Origin of the sequence: uncultured Pseudomonas sp. (assembly GCF_913774235.1) — a bacterium.
Lineage (GTDB): Bacteria > Pseudomonadota > Gammaproteobacteria > Pseudomonadales > Pseudomonadaceae > Chryseomonas.
In genome coordinates this window covers 63,425-80,229 of sequence record NZ_CAJYDW010000007.1, presented here as the reverse complement: position 1 = coordinate 80,229, position 16,805 = coordinate 63,425, and the positions used below count along the sequence as shown (strand labels likewise).

Below are 16,805 nucleotides of genomic sequence, written 5' to 3'. Positions count from 1 at the left end.
GCGGCCCATGGCCGCGATAAGACAGTTGCTCCTACGATTACATCGAGCCTTTAGGAGCGGCCGCATTGGCGGACCACCATGGCCGCGATAACCGTGAGGAAAGACGCTGCTTGGTAGCGGCTGCGTTTGGCGGGCGGTCTCTCACCCCAGCCTCTCCCAAGGGGAGAGGGGACACAGCCGCTCTGGGGTTGGCCTTGCAGCTCTGCAATCAAGGTCACGCTCTTTTTGCACACGGCGAGATACAGCGTCACAAAAACCGTCTAGCGTGAGCCTACACGCCCTGACGCGTGCTCCTATAACAACAATCAAGGATGCAGGCATGACGTTTTCTCTCAGGCAACGCCTGCCGCTGGCCATCGCCCTGGCGACGGCCCTGTCGGCAACCGCCCAGGCGGCTCCCAATCCCTACAGTGGCTTCACCGTGTTCGGCGACAGCCTGCTGGATGCCGGACAGTTTCCCGATACCGGCGTGACCGGCGCCAGTCTCAGATTCACCAACAGGGTCGGCCCCAGCTACAGCCCTGCGAACGGGGCGGTGACCGGGCCGGTGTCGTCGATTTTGCTCGGCCAGCAGTTGGGCTTCGATGCTCGCACCCTGGATGCCTCGACCTCGGTGATCAACCGCCTGCTGGGCCTCAGTGATGGCGACAACTGGGCCACCGGCGGCTACACCACGGCGCAGATCCGCGACTCCATCACCGCCGCCAACGGCTCGGTGGTAGCGGCCAATGGCGTGACGCTGCGCAGTCGCGACGGCTATCTGCCGGGTCTCGCCAGCCTGGGCCTGAGCCTGGACCCTAACACCCTGTTCTACATCAGTGGCGGCGGTAACGACTTCCTCCAGGGGCTGATCACCTCGCCGGCCACCGCGGCGGCGGCGGCCAATCGCCTGGGGGATGGCGTCGCCGCCCTGCAGCAGGCCGGTGCGCGCTATATGGTGGTCTGGCTGCTGCCAGACATCGGTCAGACCCCGGCCCTGGCCGGTTCGCCACAGCAGGCGGCCAGTTCGGCGCTGAGCCGGGTCTACAACCAGGCGCTGGTGGCCCGACTGGCCGGCATCGACGCCGAGATCATCGGCCTCAACGTGCCGCAGTTGTTCGCCGAGGTGGTGGCCGACCCGGCGCGCTATGGCCTGGCGACTGGCCAGAATCTCACCGGTACCTGCTTCAGTGGCGACAGCTGTACGCGCAATACCACCTATGGCCTGGGCGCGGCGGCAGCCGATCCGAGCAAGCTGCTGTTCAATGACCGGGTTCATCCGACCATCACCGGCCAGCGGCTGATCGCCGACTACGCCTATTCGCTGCTGGCGGCGCCCTGGGAGGTGACCTTGCTGCCGGAAATGGCGCAGTCCACCCTCAGGGCGCATCAGGACGGCCTGCACCAGCGCTGGCTGGGTGACTGGCATGCCTGGCAGCCGGTGGGACGCTGGCAGGGCTACGTGGATACCAGCGGACGGCGGCTGGACGTCGACGACCAGCGCAGTACCGCCGGGGGCGACGGCAATGGCTACAGCCTGGACCTGGGCGGCAGCTACCGGCTCACTGACGAATGGCGGATCGGCGTGGCGGCTGGCGTCGCGCGCCAGCACCTGGAAGCCGGTGCGGCCGACTCCGACTATCGGCTCAACAGCTACCTGCTCAGCGCCTTCGCCCAGTACCAGGGAGAGCGCCTCTGGGGCGATCTCACCGCCACCGGCGGCCGACTGGACTACGACGACCTAAGTCGCCGCTTCGCCCTTGGCCCGACCGTTCGCAGCGAGCAGGGCGATACCGACGGCGATCTGCGCGCCCTCTCGGCGCGCCTCGGCTACGACCTGGCGGCGGCCGGCAGTCCCTGGCACCTGAGCCCCTACCTGAGCGCCGACTATGCCCGGGTCCAGGTGGACGGCTATCGCGAGCGCGGCAGTGACGCCACGGCGCTGGCGTTCGACGACCAGACCAGCACTTCGCGGCGTCTGGGGTTAGGCCTGCAAGGCCGCTGGCAACTCACGCCGGCCACGGCGCTGTTCGCCGATGTGGGCCGCGAGCGGGAGTTCGCCGACGGCACCCGCGACGTGACCATGCGCCTGAACAGCGTGCCTGGTCTGGACTACACCCTGGATGGCTACCAGCCGGATCGCGACCGCACCCGGCTGAGTCTGGGCGTGGTGCAGCGGCTTACCCCGGAGCTGACCCTGCGCGGCGGCTATACCTATGCCGGCGCCGGCGATGTCCATCAGCAGGGGGTGGGGCTGGGCCTGTCGCTGGACTTCTGAAGCCTAGACTCGACTAGGATCGCCCAGGCGCTGGCGCTGCCAGTCGCGCAGCTCCTCCAGCCGCCGCGGTGGGCAGATCAGGAAACCCTGCAGCAGGTCGCAATCGGCCTGCTGCAGGCAGGTCTGCTTGAGCGCGCTGTCCACGCCTTCGGCGATCACCTGGGCGCCCCGGGCGTGGCAGAAGGCGACCAGGGCATCCAGGCTGGGCTGGTTGCCGGGTTGGCTGAGGCGCTCGACGATGAGGCGGTCGAACTTGATGGTGTCGGCGGGATAGTCGGTGACCTGCTGGATGGAGGTGTAGCCGACGCCGAAGTCGTCGATGGCCACGCGAAAGCCCTCGGCCCGCAACTCATGCAGCAGCGCCAGGGTGCGCTCGTTCAGTTCGGCGGCGAAGGTCTCGGTGAATTCCAGCTCCAGGCGGCCGGGATCGACCTGATGGTGACGGACCCGCTCGCAGAGGTAGGGCACGATATCGGCCTGTTCCAGTTGCGCGGACGACAGATTGATGGACAGCACCAGGTCATCGCCCAGGACCTGCTGCAGGGCAGGATACTCACGGCAAGCCTGGTCCACGACCCAGCGATCGATCCAGCGGAAATGCCCGTGGCGTTCGGCGATGGGGATGAACTCCGCGGGCGACACCACGCCGAGCCGCGGCGAGTTCCAGCGCAGCAGCGTCTCGGCGGAATGCACCTGGCCGGCGCTGTCGACGGCGGGCATGTAGACGAGATGGAACTCCTCGTCCGGATTCATCCGCTGCAGGTATTCATCCAGCAGATCCTGACGTCGTTGCCGGGCCGCCAGCTCCGCGGTGAAGTGCACCAGACGATTGCCGCCTTCGCTCTTGGCCCGTTCCAGGGCCAGATCGGCCTGGGCCAGCAGATCGGCCAGATCCAGCGGTGCCTCGGGGGCCGCCAGGCCGAGGCTCAGGGTCACGGCATAGCGTCGTTCGCCGACCAGGGTGCCGTTGGCATAGTGACGCTGCAGCTGTTCGCCCAGGGCCAGGGCATCGCGGGCCGCCGTCTCGCCGCGCAGCAGGATGGCGAATTCGTCACCGGCCAGGCGGGTGAAGACCACCTCGTTGCCTTCCCGATAGGGGGCGATCACTCGCTCCGTCTGCTGGGCCACGGCCTGCAGCAGTTCATCGCCCACCTCGTGACCGGATCTGTCGTTCACCAGCTTGAAGTGATCCAGGCCGAAGTACAGCAGCGCGATGCTGCGGCCATCCGGCTTTTCCCCCAGCCAGGACTCGCCCATCAGCTGGAAATAGCGGCGGTTGCCGATCTGGGTTAGGACATCGGTGCGCAGCGCCGTGCGCAGGCGCGCGAGGATGGCCAGATTGCTGTCATGCAGGCGTTTCATGTTGGTGCCCAGGTGGCCGATTTCGCCGGGCTCCTCGTTGTCGTCGAGTGCCTGGCGTTCGCCTTCCAGGACTTCGGTGAGCTGACTGTCCAGCTGGGCGATGGGCCGAGTGATATGCCGCCGAATCAGCACTACCAGGACCAGGATGCAGGCGAGGGTCACCAGCAGGCCGCCGCCGAAATAGACGACTGCGAGGCGGCGCAGCTGGTCGTTCAACCGCTGTGGGTCGGGAGTCAGGCTTACGACGAGGTCCGGGGCCAGGTGCTGGACGACGGTGAAGGGGGTGACCTGGGTGGGCGGCGTACGGCTGAATTCCACTGGCGCGCCGTAGGTTTGCTCGAGGCTCCGGCGTAGCGCTTCGACCCGGTCGGGGCTGACGGCCAGTTGCAGGGTCATCGCCAGCTCGCGCTGGCCGAGCAGCGGCGGACCACTGGTGCTGGGCAGCAGGGAGGTGGTCGCGACGAGCAGCGACTGCCCCTGCTCATCGATCAGGTAGTCGCGCCGCTCCAGGGCGCCACTCGGGTGGCGGGCCAGGCGCTCGAGCAATTGCCGCTGGGCTTTGCCCAGTTGCGCAAAGGGATCGTCGCTGCGTTCGTAGTAGTAGACCAGGCTCAGGTCCGGGCGGACGATCGCCAGGGAAATCCGCGTAGGCGCATCGTTGCCGGCCAGTTGCTGGACGGCCAGTTGCAGTTGCGTGCCCAGGGCTTCGTTACGGTAGGGAACGTCCGGCTGCCGCAGGAAGTTGCCCAGCGCGGCGCTATTGGACAGGGCATAGAGCAGGTTGCGGCTGAAATGGTCGTACTCGCGATAGGTGTTCTCCAGCGCCGCCAGCTCATGGCTCAGCCGCGAGCGCTCGAGACCGATCACCGCTTCGCGCTGCACGGTGTAGCCCAGCCCGGCCAGCGTCAGGCAGCAGAGCAGTACGACCGGCAGGATCAGTAGCAGGGTGCGCCTATTCAGGTTCATGTCGACCTACCAGGGCGCTGCCGATTCGTTGCCGGGTCTGGAAGGTGTCGGGAGGTCCCTCGCTGAAGACCTGGCTGCGGGCCAGTACATCGTTGGGAGGGAACAGGCTGGAATCCTGGCGCAGCTCTGCGGGCAGCAGGCGCATGGCGCCGGCATTGGGCGTCGCCAGGTGCAGCTCCAGGGGGGGCAGCACGGCGTTGCGCGGCTCGTTGAGGAAGTCAATGAAGCGCTCGGCAGCCGCCTGGTGCGGGGAGCTGCTGAGTATCGCCAGACAGTCCACCCACAGCAGGCTGCCCTCGCGTGGCGTGACGAAGCGCCAGGGCTGGCCCGGGGTCGCCGCGTTGAGCAGGTGCTGGTCGCCGCTGTAGCCCAGCGCCAGGTCGATGCGGTCGCTGTAGGCCGGGTTGTGCAGGGCACTGACCACATATTGATAGGTGAGGACCGCCGGCGCCTGGGCCTTGAGCAGGGCGAAGCTGCGCCTGAGCAGCTCGGGGTCGTCGCTGTTGATGGCGCCGCCCAGGGTGATCAGCGGGGCGACCAGCAGATCGTCGTGATCCTCGAGCATGGCGATGCGGCCGTGCAGGGCCGGTTCCGGTTGCAGCAGCGCCTGCCATGAATCCGGGGAGTGGGTCAGCCGATCGGCGCGGTAGAGTAGCCCGAGGGTGCCCCAGACATAGGGCACGGCGTAGTCGCCGCAGCTGTGGCGCCAGCGGGGATCGAGCTCGGCCAGGTGGGGAAGACGGCGTGGGTCGATGCGAGCCAGCAGGCCGTCCTGGCCGAGGCGGGTGGCGCTGACCTCGTTGATCACCACCAGGTCGAGATCGGCATCGCCCCGCGCCAGGGTGGCATCGCGTACGTCGCTGCTATCGAAATGGATCTCCTGCAGCGGCTGATTGGCCTTGGCCCAGCGCTGCAGCAGGGTATCGCTGAAATAGCCTTCCCAGGTGTAGAGCCGCAAGGGCTCCGCATTCAGCTGGAGCGGCAGCCAGAGCAGCAACAGCAGCATCCGTCGTGGGCGCATCTTGGTCTTCCGGGGGATGGCGAGCGGCAGTCATGACGGCACGCGCCTGGCGTGCACCGTCTTCCCTACATCACTTAGGAGCCTAGACGAGCCTGGTTAGTTTATCGGTGGCGCTGTCCGAGCATGCAGATCGGCTCGGGTGTACGGCCGATCGCTACCGGCAGCCAGGGTGCCGAGATCCTGCATCAGGTCGTGGGTGGGGGCGCGCAGCCCGTGCAGCAGCACCAGGGGCAGCAGCAGGCTCACCACCAGGGCGAGCGTCTGGCGCCGCGGCAGCAGGACCTGTGCCGGCAGCAGACGCAGGCACATCGCCGCGACCGCCAGGCCGAGCAGGGTGCCGGTGATGGCCTCGGACGGCGAGTGATAACCCAGGCGCACCCGCGAGTAGGCCACCAGCACGGCGGCCCCGACGCCGAGCCAGGGAGCCAGGGGACGCAGGCGACCTTGCCCAAGCAGCAGCCAGGCCAGCACCGGCAGGACGCTGGCGGCCTGCATCGAGTGGCCGCTGAAACCGGTAAAATCCAGTTCCCGGCTGCCGAGGCCCCAGCCGAAGAAGGCGATCTTGGTCGCGGCGGTGAGCAGGCAGCCCAGGGCGAACAGGCCGAACCACAGCAGCAGCGCCCGTAAGCCGCTGCCGAGTGCCAGCCAGAGGCCGACGAGCAGGGCGCAGGGCAGCATCACGGCGGCGTCGCCAAAGTTGGTGATGAAGGGCCAGAAACTCATGCGTAGGGTTCTCGCTCCAGGTGCAGGGTGCTGCTCCAGAGACTACGGAGAAAACGAAGGCGCCCATGGTACTGCTCGTGCAGTCAATGCGGCCACCGTTTGGCGGCGTTTCGCCCACGGCTGGCTGTTTCAGTTCTGCAGCGGTGCTACCCCGGCGCGCTGGTGGGCACGGGTCCAGGGATTCTGCTCGTCGGCGAACTTCACCGCTAGGCGCTCCAGTACCCGCTGCGTCGGGGCGTTGGTGCCATGCAGCAACAGCAGCGGCAGGAGCAGCAGACTGGCACCCAGGGCTGCCTGGCACGGCTTGAGGACCACCTCCTGGCCGCGCAGCAGCCACAGCAGGCTGGCGCTCGCGGCGTAGCCGATGGGCAGGCCGGTCACCACCTCGGAGACCGAGTGGTAGCCGAGCACCACCCGCGAGATGGCGATGAGCAGGGCGCAGACGGCACCCAGGGCGGCAGCGGTCAGGCGCAGCGTCGGGCGTGCCCGACTGGCCAATAGCCAACCGAGGATCGGCAGGACGCTGCCGACCAGCATGGAGTGGCCGCTGAAGCCGGTGAAATCCAGGTGCGGGATGCCCAGGCCCCAGCCGAAGAAGGCGATCTTGGACAGGGCGACGCTAAGACTCGCGGCACCGAACAGGAGCAACCACAGCAGCGCCGCCCGCGCCGAGAGCCCGGCCAGTAGCCAGAGCGCGATGAGCAGGGCGCAGGGAAGCATCACCGAAGAATCGCCGAAATTGGTGATGAACAGCCACATGGATGAGCGGATTCCTGAAGAGGACGAGGCATTCTGACCGTCGGACGCTCAGAGGTTGCACGCAGCGTGCCGAGCTGTGGACTGTCGCAAGAAAACGGCGGGACCTCTTTCGCAGTCCCAGCAAAAAGCCCCGGCACCTGAGGTGACCGGGGCTTTTGACCGTGGGTCTCGTTAGAGGCCGGCGGCAGCGCGCAGGGCAGCGGCGCGGTCGGTCCGTTCCCAGGTGAAGGTGGTGAAGGTGTCATCGCCCACGGTGATTTCTTGGGGATGACGACCGAAGTGACCGTAGGCCGCGGTGGCCCGGTACATCGGATGGAGCAGGTCGAGCATGGTGGTGATGGCGTAGGGGCGCAGGTCGAAATGCTCGCGCACCAGCTGCACGATCTTCTCGTCGCTGATCTTGGCGGTGCCGAAGGTGTTGATGGAGATGGAGGTGGGCTGGGCCACGCCGATGGCGTAGGACACCTGGATCTCGCAACGGTCGGCCAGGCCGGCGGCGACGATGTTCTTGGCCACGTAGCGACCGGCGTAGGCGGCGCTGCGGTCGACCTTGGACGGGTCCTTGCCGGAGAAGGCGCCACCGCCGTGACGGGCCATGCCGCCGTAGCTGTCGACGATGATCTTGCGGCCGGTCAGGCCACAGTCACCCACCGGGCCGCCGATGATGAACTGGCCGGTCGGGTTGATGTGGAACTGGGTGTCCTTGTGCAGCAGCTCGGCGGGGATGACGTGCTTGACGATCAGCTCCATCACGGCTTCGCGCAGGTCGGCGTACTTGACCTCGGGATTGTGCTGGGTGGACAGCACGATGGCGTCGATGCCGACCACCTTGCCACCTTCGTAACGGCAGGTCACCTGGGACTTGGCGTCCGGGCGCAGCCAGGGCAGCAGGCCCGACTTGCGCGCCTCGGCCTGACGCTCCACCAGGCGGTGGGAGAAGGTGATGGGCGCGGGCATCAGCACGTCGGTCTCGTTGCAGGCGTAGCCGAACATCAGGCCCTGGTCGCCAGCACCCTGGTCTTCCGGCTTGCTGCGGTCGACGCCCTGGGCGATGTCCACCGACTGCTTGCCGATGATGTTGACGATACCGCAGGTGGCACCGTCGAAGCCCACGTCCGAGCTGTCGTAGCCGATGTCGACGATGACGTCGCGCACCAGTTGCTCCAGGTCGACCCAGGCGGAGGTGGTGACCTCGCCGGCGACGATGGCCACGCCGGTCTTGACCAGGGTTTCGCAGGCCACGCGGGCATGCTTGTCCTGGGTGATGATGGCGTCGAGCACGGCGTCGGAGATCTGGTCGGCGATCTTGTCCGGATGGCCTTCGGAGACGGACTCGGAGGTGAACAGGGAGTATTCGCTCATCGAACGGTTCCTAAATTACCAAGGGGTGAGGGCCCGAAGGCCGGTCGAGACAGCAGTTTGCGTGGTGGACATGACGCCTTGGGGCGCCGTTGTCCGCCCGCCACTGGCCGGTTGGCCTCATGACGGGGTGTTTCCCTGATCCGGGCGCGCGAATTGCCGCACCTGGATCTGAAAGCCGTTGCGCAGGCCGAGGTAGAGACTTTCGCCGGCCTGCAGGCCGGCGGCCTGGGCCCAGCGCGCCAGTTCATCCTGGTCGAAGCCGAGCCAAAGATCGCCACAGGCGTCGCGCGCCCAGGCCTGGTCGTGGGGGCAGAGGTCGGTGATCACCAGGCTGCCGCCGGGGACGACGCGGTTCGCCAGGCACTGCAGGGCTTCCGCCGGTGCGGCGAGATGATGCAGGACCATGTTGAGGATCACGCAGTCGGCCTGGGGGGTCGGCTCGGCGAGGGCATCGGCCAGGTGCAATTCGACATTGTCGAGGCCGTCGCGCTGGCAGCGCTGGCGGGCCAGTTCGAGCATCGCCGGGCTGTTGTCCAGCGCCACCACCCGGGCGAAGCGATGGGCCAGATCCGGCAGGAAGGCGCCATCGCCCGGCCCTACTTCCAGGGCGCAGCCGCGCGGGTCCAGGGCCAGGGCGTCCAGCAGGCTGAGCAGGCCGTCGCGATACTGCGGCAGGCTGGCGATGAGGTCCTGCTGGGCCTGGAATTTCTCCGCCACCCGGGCGAAGAAGTCGCGACTCACAGACGCGCGCTGGGCATGCACCTCGGTGATGCGCGCCTGGACGGCGGCGGGCAGTACCAGGGTGTCCACTTCCTCGAGCAGGGCGGCGTGCAGCGCGCCGCCCAGGGTCCCCGGGCGGGGCAGGGCGCGACGATAGAAGATGGCGTTGCCTTCACGGCGGGTGGCCACCAGGTCGGCCTGGGCCAGCACCTTGAGATGGTGGCTGATGCCGGACTGGCCGGTGGCGAAGATCTGCGCCAGTTCCAGTACGCCGAAGGAGGCGCTGTGCAGGGCGCGCAGAACGTTGAGGCGCAAGGGATCGCCGCCGGCCTTGCATAGGGCGGCGAGGGTGTCACCTGGGTCTCGGCCGAGCGCCGGCACGCGTAGCTGGGTCATGGGGCGCTAGTCTAGAGACCCGTCCGGAGGCTCGCAAGAAAAGCATCAAAAAGTTTTGATACTTGTCTGGCGATGGTGGAGCAGGCATACCTGCGGAGATGTAGGTAAGATGCCAGCGGCGTCCGGTTCGCCTACCGCTATCCCGTGCGGTAACTCCGGCGCCGCCCGTGCGTCAAAGATGCAGATTTCGTCCAGGGAGCGCCAGCCAGGCCGTCTCATGTCCGTCCAGCCACCGTCTTCTTCCGCGCCCGCAGCCGGCACTCGCCTGGTGATCTGCGAGCACTGCGACTCGGTGCATCGCCTCGAACCCCTCGCGGCGGGCGAGCGGGCGCATTGCCTGCGCTGCGGCGCACTGCTCTACCGCGCCAGCCGGCTGGATATCCAGGGGCTGCTGGCCCTGGCCTGCGCCGCCGCGGTGCTGTTCGTTGTCGCCAACGTCGGGCCCATCCTGCAGCTGAGCTTTCGCGGGCTGCACAGCGAGGCGACCCTGCTCGAATCCATCGTCGCCATGAGCAGCGGCTTCGCCGGGCCCATGGCCCTGGTGGTGGCCATGACCCTGTTCGTGGTGCCGCTGCTGCAAATCGTCCTGCTGCTCTGGGTGCTCGGTTTCGCCCAGGCCGGCTACCGGGCGCCCGGCTTCGCCACGGCCATGGTCACCCTGCATTACCTGCGGCCCTGGAGCATGATCGAGGTCTTCGTGCTCGGCGCCCTGGTGGCGGTGATCAAGCTGGCCGGCCTGCTCCACGTGGTGGTGGGCGTCGGCCTGTTCGGCATGGTGGGCCTGATGGTGGTCCTGCTGATCATCGCCAAGCGCGACCTGCATCCGCTGTGGGACGCCGTTGGGGAGCGCGAACCATGAGTGCGCCCCAGTTGCCGCCGCGGGCCGACGAGCTCGGTCTCTGCCTGTGCCACGTCTGCGGTAACGTCTGCACCGCGCCGCGCCGTCGCAAGGCCGGCTGCCCGCGCTGCGGCTCGGCCTTGCACCGGCGCAAGCCCAACGTCTATGCCAAGACCTGGGCCTACCTCATCGCCGCGCTGATCCTCTACATCCCGGCCAATACCCTGCCGGTGATGTACACCGGTACCCTGGGCCGCGGCGCGGAGAGCACCATCCTCGAAGGGGTGATCGAATTCTGGGCGAACGGCTCCTGGGGCGTCGCCCTGGTCATTTTCATCGCCAGCGTGGCGGTGCCGTCCATCAAGTTCCTGGTGCTCGGCACCCTGCTGGTGACCTGTCAGAGGCGCAGCGACTGGGCGATGGCCCAGCGTGCCCGGCTCTATCGCTTCGTCGAGCTGATCGGCTACTGGTCGATGCTCGACGTCATCGTGGTCGCCCTGGTGTCGGCACTGGTGCATTTCGGTGCGCTGAGCTCGGCCGCGCCGCGCTTGGGCATCGTGTTCTTTGGTTTCGTGGTGGTGCTGACGATGCTCGCCGCGATGAGTTTCGATCCCCGCTTGATCTGGGATGCAGAGGTGAACGATGACGGACAGGCATGAACCCGACGCCCTGGCGCCTACCCCCGAGGTACGCCGTAGTCGCTGGAGCGTTTCGCTGATCTGGCTGGTACCCATAGTGGCGGCCCTGATCGGGCTGTCCATGGTGGTACACAGCTGGGCCTCCCGCGGCCCGACCATCACCGTGACCTTTCTCACCGCCGAAGGCCTGGAAGCCGGCAAGACCCAGGTCAAGTACAAGAATGTGGTGATCGGCACGGTCAACGACATCCAGCTGGCACCGGATCGCAACCGGATCATCGCCACCATCGCGCTGGAGAAGTCCGCCGAGGGCTTCGCCACCCAGGACGCGCGCTTCTGGGTGGTACGCCCGCGCTTCGGCGTGAGCGGCGTGTCGGGCGTCGACACCCTGCTGTCGGGCGCCTTCATCGGCGCCGACATCGGCGACTCCACCGAGTCGCGCCGCGACTTCCGCGGCCTGGAGCAGCCTCCTGCGCTGATCCACGGCGCCTCCGGCCGCCGGTTCGTCGTCACCGCCGACGACATCGGCTCCTTGGACGTCGGCTCGCCGGTCTATTACCGCCGCATCCAGGTCGGCCGGGTGGTGTCCTTCCATCTCAACCAGGACGGCAAGGGTGTCAGCGCGCAGATCTTCATCGACTCGCCGTACGACCGCTTCGTCACCGTCAACACCCGCTTCTGGAACGCCAGCGGCGTCGATGTCTCGCTCAGCGCTGCCGGTCTCAAGCTCAATACCCAGTCGCTGGCCACCGTGGTGGCGGGCGGTATCGCCTTCGTCACGCCGGAGTGGCCCAAGGACCCGGAGGAGGCCAGCGAGGACCAGCGCTTCACCCTGTTCGACGACCAGACCAGCGCCCTGGCGCCGCCGGATGGCGAGCCGCACTACATCCGCATGAGATTCCAGCAATCCCTGCGTGGCCTCGCCACCGGAGCCCCGGTGGAATTCCTTGGCATGAACGTCGGCCGGGTGGTTTCCCTGACGCCGGACTACGACCAGAAGAAGGATGACTTCTCCTTGATCGTCGGCGCGGTGATCTATCCGCAGCGCCTCGGCGAGGTCGGCAAGCGCCTCGAGGCCGAGGATCGCGATGGCAAATTGTTCGCCGGCTGGGTGGCGCGCGGCCTGCGCGCCCAGGCCCGCACCGGTAACCTGCTCACCGGGCAGCTCTACATCTCCATCGACTTCATTCCCAGTGCACCCAAGGTGGCCTTCGATCCCCAGGCCAAGCCGCTGGTGATCCCCACCGTCACCGGCAGCTTTGATCGCTTGCAGGAGCAGATGGCGGGCATCGTCAACAAGATCGACAAGATCCCCTTCGACTCCATCGGCAAGAATCTCGACACCAGCCTGGCGCAGCTCAGCGGCACCCTCAAGCAGCTCAACGCCGGCGTCCTGCCGCAGCTGACCACCACCCTGATGGGCGTGCAGCAACTTACCGGCAGCGCCAGCCAGAGTCTGGGCGCCGATTCGCCAGTGCAGCAGAATCTCACCCAGACCCTGGAAGAGATGCAGCGTATGGCGCGCTCCCTGCGCGTGTTCGGCGACTACCTCGGTCGCCATCCGGAATCCCTGATCCGCGGTCTGGTGACCGATCCGCCGCCCAAGCTCGAACCGGGCTCCCGTGATCCCGCCAAAGGAAAACTGCCATGAAGCGCCTGACCTGCCTGGCTCTGCCCCTGTTGTTGGCCGCCTGCGCCGCCAAGGCGCCGCTCAACTACCACACCCTGACCAGTGCGGCCGAGCCGGAATCAAGTGGGCGCGCGGCGCCCTTCCGCTTCGCCCTGCAGGGCGTCTCGGTACCGCCCCAGGTCGACCAGCCGCAACTGGTGATCCGCCAGGGCGACGGCATCGCCCTGCTGGAGAACGAGCGCTGGATCGCACCCCTGGCCGACGAGATCCGCAGTGCCCTGTCCGCCGATCTGTCCGCGGACCTGGGTACCCTGGACCTGGGCGATGCCCCGCGCGGCAGTGGCGCACCGGTGCTGCGCATCAAGCTGGACGTGCAGCGCTTCGAGTCGATACCCGGGCGCCGGGTCCAGCAGGATGCGCTCTGGACGCTACGCCTGGCCGAAGCGGGCGGCGAGCGGGTGCTCACTTGCGGCAGCCGCATCCAGCAGCCAGCGGGGACGTCCTACGCCGAGGTCGTGCTCGCCCATCGCCAGGCGTTGGCGCAACTGGCCAAGCGCATCGAGCCGGTAGCCCGCGCCTTCGTCGCCGACGGCGCTACGGTCTGCCCGGCCGGCTGAGGCGACAACGTCGATTGCTGGAAGTGCCCTGGCTGGGCCAGAATGACGGCCCCTTCGCTCTGCCTCTGCCAGGAGACACCGCAATGCCCAGCCGTCGTGATCGAGCCAACGCCATCCGCGCCCTCAGCATGGATGCCGTGCAAAAAGCCAACAGTGGCCACCCCGGCGCGCCCATGGGCATGGCCGACATCGCCGAGGTGCTCTGGCACGATCAGCTCAAGCACAACCCGGGTAACCCCCAGTGGGCCGACCGTGACCGCTTCGTGCTGTCCAACGGCCACGGCTCCATGCTCATCTATTCGCTGCTGCACCTGTCGGGTTACGACCTGTCCATCGACGACCTGAAGAATTTCCGTCAGCTGCACAGCAAGACCCCTGGCCACCCCGAGTACGGCTATGCCCCGGGCATCGAGACCACCACCGGTCCGCTGGGCCAGGGCATCGCCAACGCCGTGGGCTTCGCCCTGGCGGAAAAGGTCATGGCCGCCCAGTTCAACCGTGATGGCCACAGCATCGTCGACCACCACACCTATGCCTTCCTCGGCGATGGCTGCATGATGGAAGGCGTCTCCCACGAAGCCTGCTCCCTGGCCGGCACCCTGGGCCTGTCCAAGCTGATCGCCTTCTACGACGACAACGGCATCTCCATCGATGGCGAGGTCGAGGGCTGGTTCACCGACGACACCCCCAAGCGCTTCGAGAGCTATGGCTGGCAAGTGATCCGCAACGTCGACGGCCATGACGCCGACGAGATCAAGACCGCCCTGGACACCGCGCGCAAGAGCGACCAGCCGACCCTGATCTGCTGCAAGACCGTGATCGGCTACGGCGCCCCGCACAAGCAGGGCAAGGAAGAGTGCCACGGCGCCCCCCTGGGCAACGACGAGATCCAGGCCGCGCGCGAACTGCTCGGCTGGTCCCATGCGCCCTTCGAGATTCCCGCCGACATCTACGCCGAGTGGAGCGCCAAGGAGCGCGGCGCCGCTGCCGAGGCCGAGTGGAACAAGCGCTTCGCCGCCTACGCTGCCGCCCATCCGGAGCTGGCCGCCGAGTTCAAGCGCCGCATGGCCGGTGACCTGCCCGCCGATTTCGCCGAGCGCGCCGCCGCCTTCATCCAGGAGGTCTCTGCCAAGGGCGAGACCATCGCCAGCCGCAAGGCCAGCCAGAACGCCCTGCAATTCTTCGGTCCGCTGCTGCCCGAGCTGCTCGGTGGCTCCGCTGACCTGGCCGGTTCCAACCTGACCCTGTGGAAAGGCGCCAAGGGCGTCACCGCCGAGGACGCCAGCGGCAACTACGTCCACTATGGCGTGCGCGAATTCGGCATGAGCGCCATCATGAACGGCGTCGCCCTGCACGGCGGCCTGGTGCCCTACGGCGCCACCTTCCTGATGTTCATGGAGTACGCCCGCAACGCGGTGCGCATGTCGGCGCTGATGAAGCAGCGGGTGCTCTATGTCTTCACCCACGACTCCATCGGTCTCGGCGAAGACGGCCCCACCCACCAGCCGGTGGAGCAGCTGGCCTCGTTGCGCTACACCCCCAACCTGGACACCTGGCGCCCGGCCGACGCGGTCGAGTCCGCCATCGCCTGGACCGCCGCCCTGGAGCGCCGTGACGGCCCCAGCGCGCTGATCTTCTCCCGCCAGAACCTGGCCCATAACCTGCGCGACGAAGCCACCCTGGGCAACGCCGCCCGCGGCGGCTACGTACTCAAGGACTGCGTCGGCGAGCCCGAGCTGATCTTCATCGCCACCGGCTCCGAAGTCGGCCTGGCCGTGCAGGCCTATGACCGCCTGACCGCCGAAGGTCGCAACGTGCGCGTGGTCTCCATGCCCAGCACCAGCGTCTTCGACCGCCAGAGCCCCGAGTACCGCCAGCAGGTCCTGCCGGTGGAAGTCGGCGCCCGCATCGCCATCGAAGCCGGCATCGCCGACTTCTGGTACAAGTACGTCGGTCTCGACGGCCGTATCATCGGCATGCACACCTACGGCGAATCCGCCCCGGCGGCCGCTCTCTTCGAGCACTTCGGCTTCACCCTGGACAACGTCCTGGCGGTGGCGGGCGAGTTGCTGGAAGACTAAAGCTCGCGGGTCGTAGTGCAAAAAAGCCACGCGGATGCGTGGCTTTTTTATGCGTACTCTCTTGAATAGGAGGTTTCTAAGCGCAGCTGGAAAACCGCTGTTGCGGTAGGAATGCTAATTTACCGTTTGTGCGTGTTATTTTTTTAGCGAAATCTTCTTGCAGAAAAATCACCCTCTATTAAATAGCCTGTTACGATTTTCGCTATTTTTTGAAGATCTTGGTAGGTGGCAGGTATTGCCATTTTTATGTCCTCATAGCCACACCAACTGCTCTCATGGTAAGGCCGTTCATGGTCGTAAGGCCCAGCTACGATCTCCAAGTCTTCTGTGTATATATCGAATTCAAAGGAGTATCCTCCAATATTTCCTGATCTGCCTCTTACTAGGATTAAATCAGTTCCTTGGTTGTAATCTTCGATATAGGCTTCGGCGACATAGAATATTTTTTTCATGGCTTGGTCGGAAAGGCTGTTATGACAATGCTTGAATTTGCTTTGGTGACTATGCGTATGTGGTTAAGTTCGGGATGTCCCTTTGCTGCTCCAGGCTTGCCACCTTCATAGCCCGCCTTTGGATAGGGCACATCATATATCCAATTTCCGTTTCCAGGATCTATTCTATATGGTGATATCTTATTTTTTGGCTATATGCCAAGCTTTTTCTGTAGCAGTTATTGGGTTTTCGTAAAACACACCGTGAGGTGTAGATCTGGTTGTCTCATCCGTTCCATGCCTCTTGACATGATCTGTCCTAGAGTGGCCATTAGGATCTATATCGCTCCGATCTAGGCTGCCCGAGGGTGGTTGATTAAAATTTACCCGCTTTTTTTGTGTCTGCCCCGGACACTGTCCCTTAACATTCGCCAACCCCAGCGGATCCACCCAGCCGGTGGGATTGGGCGCATAGCGATAACTGTTCAACCCGCCCGCCAACCGGATGGGGTCAGGGGTGATGAAGCTCCCTGTCTCAGGATGATAGTAGCGGTGGCGGTTGTAGTGGAGGCCGGTTTCGGGGTCGTGGTATTGGCCCTGGAAGCGAAGGGGTTGGGCGATCTGCTCGATGTCCAGGCGGGCGAGGTTGCCGTAGGCGCGGTAGCGGGCGGACCAGGCGAGGGTGCCGTTGGCGTCGGTGAGTTCCTGAGGGGTACCGAGGTGGTAGTGGTAGGGTGTTACCACCTGGGGGCCTTCGCCGACCAGTAGGGCCAAGGGGCGGAAGGTACCGGGTTCGTAGAGGTAGCTGCGGTAGCCGTCCGGACCGCTTTCGGCGACCAGGCGGTCGCCTTGCCAGAGGAATTCGGTGGCGCGTCCGGCGACGGTCTTGGCGATGCGACGGCCGAAGGCGTCGTAGCGGTAGTGGGCTTCGCTGCTCTAAAAATAGCCCTAATGTTTTAAATAAGTCTAAATTAATTTAGATGAGCTGTACCTGTTTATTTATA

At 66.0% G+C, this 16,805-nt stretch carries 13 protein-coding genes and 1 pseudogene; 6 read left to right on the top strand and 8 right to left on the bottom strand.

What is annotated here, in order from left to right; translation table 11 throughout:
* The first annotated feature begins 319 nt into the window (after positions 1–319).
* Positions 320–2,257: an autotransporter domain-containing SGNH/GDSL hydrolase family protein gene (locus tag QZ471_RS07455; RefSeq protein WP_295462306.1), complete on the top strand. Its 1,938-nt coding sequence runs from the start codon at positions 320–322 to the stop codon at positions 2,255–2,257.
* A gap of 3 nt (positions 2,258–2,260) precedes the next feature.
* Here the strand turns inward: QZ471_RS07455 and QZ471_RS07450 are convergent, their stop codons facing one another.
* The 6 genes from QZ471_RS07450 to QZ471_RS07425 form a co-directional block, all read right to left on the bottom strand.
* Positions 2,261–4,585, bottom strand: a complete 2,325-nt coding sequence (locus tag QZ471_RS07450) for a GGDEF domain-containing phosphodiesterase (RefSeq protein ID WP_295462304.1) — start codon at positions 4,583–4,585, stop codon at positions 2,261–2,263.
* Positions 4,572–5,606 carry a spermidine/putrescine ABC transporter substrate-binding protein gene (locus QZ471_RS07445; RefSeq protein ID WP_295462302.1) on the bottom strand — a complete coding sequence of 345 codons (1,035 nt, stop codon included), beginning with the start codon at positions 5,604–5,606 and terminating at the stop codon, positions 4,572–4,574. The genes QZ471_RS07450 and QZ471_RS07445 overlap by 14 nt, the downstream gene beginning before the upstream one ends.
* Positions 5,607–5,702: 96 nt before the next feature.
* Positions 5,703–6,329, bottom strand: coding sequence for a phosphatase PAP2 family protein (locus QZ471_RS07440; protein WP_295462300.1), 627 nt, complete (start codon positions 6,327–6,329; stop codon positions 5,703–5,705).
* 129 nt (positions 6,330–6,458) lie between these two features.
* Complete coding sequence (locus tag QZ471_RS07435; protein WP_295462298.1) at positions 6,459–7,088, bottom strand: phosphatase PAP2 family protein; 630 nt, start codon at positions 7,086–7,088, stop codon at positions 6,459–6,461.
* 171 nt (positions 7,089–7,259) lie between these two features.
* Positions 7,260–8,450, bottom strand: coding sequence for a methionine adenosyltransferase (gene metK / locus QZ471_RS07430; RefSeq protein WP_184289851.1), 1,191 nt, complete (start codon positions 8,448–8,450; stop codon positions 7,260–7,262).
* A 117-nt stretch (positions 8,451–8,567) separates the two neighbouring features.
* Complete coding sequence (locus tag QZ471_RS07425) at positions 8,568–9,566, bottom strand: metalloregulator ArsR/SmtB family transcription factor (RefSeq protein WP_295462295.1); 999 nt, start codon at positions 9,564–9,566, stop codon at positions 8,568–8,570.
* A gap of 217 nt (positions 9,567–9,783) precedes the next feature.
* Between QZ471_RS07425 and QZ471_RS07420 the strand changes: the two genes are divergently transcribed.
* The 5 genes from QZ471_RS07420 to tkt all read left to right on the top strand — a co-directional run bounded on the left by QZ471_RS07420 (position 9,784) and on the right by tkt (position 15,370).
* On the top strand, positions 9,784–10,425 hold the full coding sequence (locus tag QZ471_RS07420) for a paraquat-inducible protein A (protein ID WP_295462293.1): 642 nt from the start codon (positions 9,784–9,786) through the stop codon (positions 10,423–10,425).
* The gene (locus QZ471_RS07415) at positions 10,422–11,063 is read left to right on the top strand and encodes a paraquat-inducible protein A (protein WP_295462291.1); all 642 of its coding nucleotides are present in this window, start codon (positions 10,422–10,424) and stop codon (positions 11,061–11,063) included. Before QZ471_RS07420 ends, QZ471_RS07415 begins: the two co-directional genes overlap by 4 nt.
* Positions 11,047–12,693 carry an MlaD family protein gene (locus tag QZ471_RS07410; protein ID WP_295462289.1) on the top strand — a complete coding sequence of 549 codons (1,647 nt, stop codon included), beginning with the start codon at positions 11,047–11,049 and terminating at the stop codon, positions 12,691–12,693. Before QZ471_RS07415 ends, QZ471_RS07410 begins: the two co-directional genes overlap by 17 nt.
* A complete protein-coding gene (locus QZ471_RS07405) occupies positions 12,690–13,289 on the top strand; it encodes a PqiC family protein (RefSeq protein ID WP_295462287.1) in 600 nt (199 codons plus the stop codon). The genes QZ471_RS07410 and QZ471_RS07405 overlap by 4 nt, the downstream gene beginning before the upstream one ends.
* Before the next feature lie 83 nt (positions 13,290–13,372).
* Positions 13,373–15,370 (top strand): transketolase, encoded by a 1,998-nt coding sequence (gene tkt, locus QZ471_RS07400; protein ID WP_295462285.1) that lies wholly within the window; start codon positions 13,373–13,375, stop codon positions 15,368–15,370.
* 143 nt (positions 15,371–15,513) lie between these two features.
* Here the strand turns inward: tkt and QZ471_RS07395 are convergent, their stop codons facing one another.
* Positions 15,514–15,822: a hypothetical protein gene (locus QZ471_RS07395; protein ID WP_295462283.1), complete on the bottom strand. Its 309-nt coding sequence runs from the start codon at positions 15,820–15,822 to the stop codon at positions 15,514–15,516.
* Positions 15,823–16,230: 408 nt separating this feature from the next.
* A pseudogene (locus tag QZ471_RS07390) lies at positions 16,231–16,734 on the bottom strand (RHS repeat-associated core domain-containing protein); the annotation flags it as partial.
* Positions 16,735–16,805 lie beyond the last annotated feature (71 nt).

Bases quoted from the DNA above. Each gene is read 5' to 3' on its own strand.
- QZ471_RS07405 (WP_295462287.1), top strand. From the start codon at position 12,690: ATGAAGCGCCTGACCTGCCTGGCTCTGCCCCTGTTGTTGGCCGCCTGC.
- QZ471_RS07445 (WP_295462302.1), bottom strand. From the start codon at position 5,606: ATGCGCCCACGACGGATGCTGCTGTTGCTGCTCTGGCTGCCGCTCCAG.
- QZ471_RS07425 (WP_295462295.1), bottom strand. From the start codon at position 9,566: ATGACCCAGCTACGCGTGCCGGCGCTCGGCCGAGACCCAGGTGACACC.
- QZ471_RS07420 (WP_295462293.1), top strand. From the start codon at position 9,784: ATGTCCGTCCAGCCACCGTCTTCTTCCGCGCCCGCAGCCGGCACTCGC.
- QZ471_RS07455 (WP_295462306.1), top strand. From the start codon at position 320: ATGACGTTTTCTCTCAGGCAACGCCTGCCGCTGGCCATCGCCCTGGCG.
- QZ471_RS07395 (WP_295462283.1), bottom strand. From the start codon at position 15,822: ATGAAAAAAATATTCTATGTCGCCGAAGCCTATATCGAAGATTACAAC.
- QZ471_RS07440 (WP_295462300.1), bottom strand. From the start codon at position 6,329: ATGAGTTTCTGGCCCTTCATCACCAACTTTGGCGACGCCGCCGTGATG.
- QZ471_RS07435 (WP_295462298.1), bottom strand. From the start codon at position 7,088: ATGTGGCTGTTCATCACCAATTTCGGCGATTCTTCGGTGATGCTTCCC.
- metK (WP_184289851.1), bottom strand. From the start codon at position 8,450: ATGAGCGAATACTCCCTGTTCACCTCCGAGTCCGTCTCCGAAGGCCAT.
- QZ471_RS07415 (WP_295462291.1), top strand. From the start codon at position 10,422: ATGAGTGCGCCCCAGTTGCCGCCGCGGGCCGACGAGCTCGGTCTCTGC.
- tkt (WP_295462285.1), top strand. From the start codon at position 13,373: ATGCCCAGCCGTCGTGATCGAGCCAACGCCATCCGCGCCCTCAGCATG.
- QZ471_RS07410 (WP_295462289.1), top strand. From the start codon at position 11,047: ATGACGGACAGGCATGAACCCGACGCCCTGGCGCCTACCCCCGAGGTA.
- QZ471_RS07450 (WP_295462304.1), bottom strand. From the start codon at position 4,585: ATGAACCTGAATAGGCGCACCCTGCTACTGATCCTGCCGGTCGTACTG.